Below are 3,465 nucleotides of genomic sequence, written 5' to 3' on the forward strand. Positions count from 1 at the left end.
AGCTATTTCCCAGTTTGATTGGCCTTTCACCCCTACCCTCAGGTCATCCGAAGTCTTTTCAACGACAACCGGTTCGGTCCTCCACGCTGTGTTACCAGCGCTTCAACCTGCCCAAGGGTAGATCACCAGGTTTCGCGTCTACTACTACTTACTATAACGCCCTATTAAGACTCGCTTTCGCTACGAATTCGCATCTGAAATGCTTATCCTCGCAAGTAAAAGTAACTCGTAGGCTCATTATGCAAAAGGCACGCCGTCACCCAAATGGGCTCCGACCGCTTGTAAGCGTATGGTTTCAGGGTCTTTTTCACTCCGTTATTCACGGTTCTTTTCACCTTTCCCTCACGGTACTGGTTCACTATCGGTCTCTCAGGAGTATTTAGCCTTACCGGATGGTCCCGGCAAATTCAGACAGGGTTCCACGTGCCCCGCCCTACTCAGGATATCCCTATGATTTATTAAACATTACCCATACGCGACTATCACGCTCTGTGGTGTATCTTTCCAAATACTTCCGGTTCCATTTAACAACCAATATCGGGTCCTACAACCCCCACACTGCCTAAACAGTATGGGTTTGGGCTGTTCCAATTTCGCTCGCCACTACTCTCGGAATCACTTTTGTTTTCTTCTCCTCCGCCTACTTAGATGTTTCAGTTCAGCGGGTTCGCCTCCTTAATGGATACTGCACCTTCAATGCAGTGGGTTGCCCCATTCGGATATCTGCGGATCTAATCGTATGTGCCAATCCCCGCAGCTTTTCGCAGCTTATCACGTCCTTCTTCGCCTCTGAGAGCCTAGGCATCCCCCATACGCCCTTACATAACTTATTGCGCTTGTAGTCGCTCCTATCTATAGAAGCGTACCTCGTTCTCTTTGATTCTTTTTTATTTTCTCGATTTAATCAACAATCTTTTGATCTCTCGTGTTTTTTATCCCAATATGTCAATGAACTTTTTTTGAAAGTATTAAAGTATAAAGTTAAAAGTATAAAGTCTTATTTTTATCCTTGTTACTTTATCCTTTATCTTCCTTATCGTGGAGAATAAGGGAGTCGAACCCTTGACCTCCTGCGTGCAAGGCAGGCGCTCTAGCCAGCTGAGCTAATTCCCCAATAATATTTAGGAGTTAGGGGTTAGACATTAGCAAATAGTTACTATACGCTAACTTCTATACGCTAAATCCTTAGGGCTAGCTTCAACCTCTAAAATTTCCTTTCAATTCCTTTTAATGAACTTATTTTTATTAGGCAATAGAAAATAGATACTACGCAATAGTTCACTATTCGTTAAATCCTATTCGCTATTCGCTAATTTCGTAGTCCCAGGCAGACTCGAACTGCCGACCTCTACATTATCAGTGTAGCGCTCTAACCAGCTGAGCTATGAGACTGCATCTTTTTATTTTAGTAACTAGTAGATAGTAATTAGTAATTAGACCATAATTCCCTAATCACTAAACACTAAATCCTAATTACTCTATAAATATCGACTGCACAAGATTTAAAGAAAATCCCAAACAACTATCCTTTTGGATTGTCTCTAGAAAGGAGGTGTTCCAGCCGCACCTTCCGGTACGGCTACCTTGTTACGACTTAGCCCCAGTCACTAGTTTTACCCTAGGCAGCTCCTTGCGGCGACCGACTTCAGGTACCCCCAGCTTCCATGGCTTGACGGGCGGTGTGTACAAGGCCCGGGAACGTATTCACCGGATCATGGCTGATATCCGATTACTAGCGATTCCAGCTTCACGGAGTCGAGTTGCAGACTCCGATCCGAACTGTGACCGGCTTTATAGATTCGCTCCTGCTCACGCAGTGGCTGCTCACTGTACCGGCCATTGTAGCACGTGTGTAGCCCAAGATGTAAGGGCCGTGATGATTTGACGTCATCCCCACCTTCCTCACGGTTTGCACCGGCAGTCCCGTTAGAGTGCTCGACTCAACTCGCTAGCAACTAACAGCAGGGGTTGCGCTCGTTATAGGACTTAACCTGACACCTCACGGCACGAGCTGACGACAACCATGCAGCACCTTGAAAAACGTCCGAAGAAATACCTATCTCTAAGTACGTCGTTTCCCATTTAAACCTTGGTAAGGTTCCTCGCGTATCATCGAATTAAACCACATGCTCCACCGCTTGTGCGGGCCCCCGTCAATTCCTTTGAGTTTCACACTTGCGTGCGTACTCCCCAGGTGGGATACTTATCACTTTCGCTTAGCCACTCAAACATAAATCCAAACAGCTAGTATCCATCGTTTACAGCGTGGACTACCAGGGTATCTAATCCTGTTCGCTCCCCACGCTTTCGTCCATCAGCGTCAATCCATTGTTAGTAACATGCCTTCGCAATCGGTGTTCTGTGTAATATCTATGCATTTCACCGCTACACTACACATTCCAGCTACTTCACAATAATTCAAGACTTACAGTTTCAAAGGCAGTTACTCAGTTGAGCTCAGTGCTTTCACCTCTGACTTATAAGCCCGCCTACGGACCCTTTAAACCCAATGATTCCGGATAACGCTCGCATCCTCCGTATTACCGCGGCTGCTGGCACGGAGTTAGCCGATGCTTATTCATACAGTACCGTCATCAATCTACTCGTAGACCTTATTCTTCCTGTATAAAAGCAGTTTACAACCCATAAGGCCGTCATCCTGCACGCGGCATGGCTGGATCAGTCTTCCGACCATTGTCCAATATTCCTCACTGCTGCCTCCCGTAGGAGTCTGGTCCGTGTCTCAGTACCAGTGTGGGGGACATCCCTCTCAGAACCCCTACCCATCGTAGCCTTGGGGTGCCGTTACCACTCCAACTAGCTAATGGGACGCGTACTCATCTTTTACCACCAAAGCTTTAATTATCAAATGATGCCACCCGATAATACTATAAGGTATTAATCCAAATTTCTTCGGGCTATCCCTTAGTAAAAGGTAGATTGTACACGCGTTACGCACCCGTACGCCGGTCTCAAGTGCCGAAGCACTCTACCCCTCGACTTGCATGTGTTAGGCCTGCCGCTAGCGTTCATCCTGAGCCAGGATCAAACTCTTCATCGTTAAAATCTTTAATATCTTAACCAAAATAAATAATTGACTCTAGGATTAATTCTTTAAATCTTCTTTTGTGCTGTCAACAATATTTTCAATGAACTTTTCATTTGCCTTGCTTTTAGCTACCAGCTAATCGCCATTAGCTTTTAAAAGCGGGTGCAAAGATAACAACTTTTTATCTTTACTTCCAAATTTTTTCCAAAATATTTTTTGAACTTTTTTCACTTCCTCTATTCGCTAATAACTAATCACTAACTCCTATCTGAAAGCGGGTGCAAAAGTAATACTTTTTTTTAAACCACCAAAACTTTTGTAAGTTTTTTTTCAAAAATATTTTTTAGAACTTTTTCGCTTCCTCTATTCGCTAACAACTAATCGCTAACTCCTATCCGAAAGCGGGTGCAAAAGTA

At 44.6% G+C, this 3,465-nt stretch carries 2 tRNA genes and 2 rRNA genes (1 of these 4 running past the window's edge); all 4 read right to left on the minus strand.

Annotated features, from left to right (window positions below):
* Window positions 1-833 (minus strand): 23S ribosomal RNA (locus GN105_RS08635); it reaches 1,999 nt to the left of the window's first position.
* A 206-nt stretch (window positions 834-1,039) separates the two neighbouring features.
* Window positions 1,040-1,113, minus strand: a tRNA-Ala gene (locus tag GN105_RS08640).
* A 205-nt stretch (window positions 1,114-1,318) separates the two neighbouring features.
* Window positions 1,319-1,392 (minus strand) — tRNA-Ile (locus GN105_RS08645).
* Between the two features lie 153 nt (window positions 1,393-1,545).
* Window positions 1,546-3,061 (minus strand): 16S ribosomal RNA (locus GN105_RS08650).
* The 16S and 23S rRNA genes sit together here with 2 tRNA genes alongside, the layout of an rRNA operon.
* Window positions 3,062-3,465 lie beyond the last annotated feature (404 nt).

This window comes from Capnocytophaga felis (assembly GCF_009684755.1).
Classification (GTDB): Bacteria; Bacteroidota; Bacteroidia; order Flavobacteriales; family Flavobacteriaceae; genus Capnocytophaga; species Capnocytophaga felis.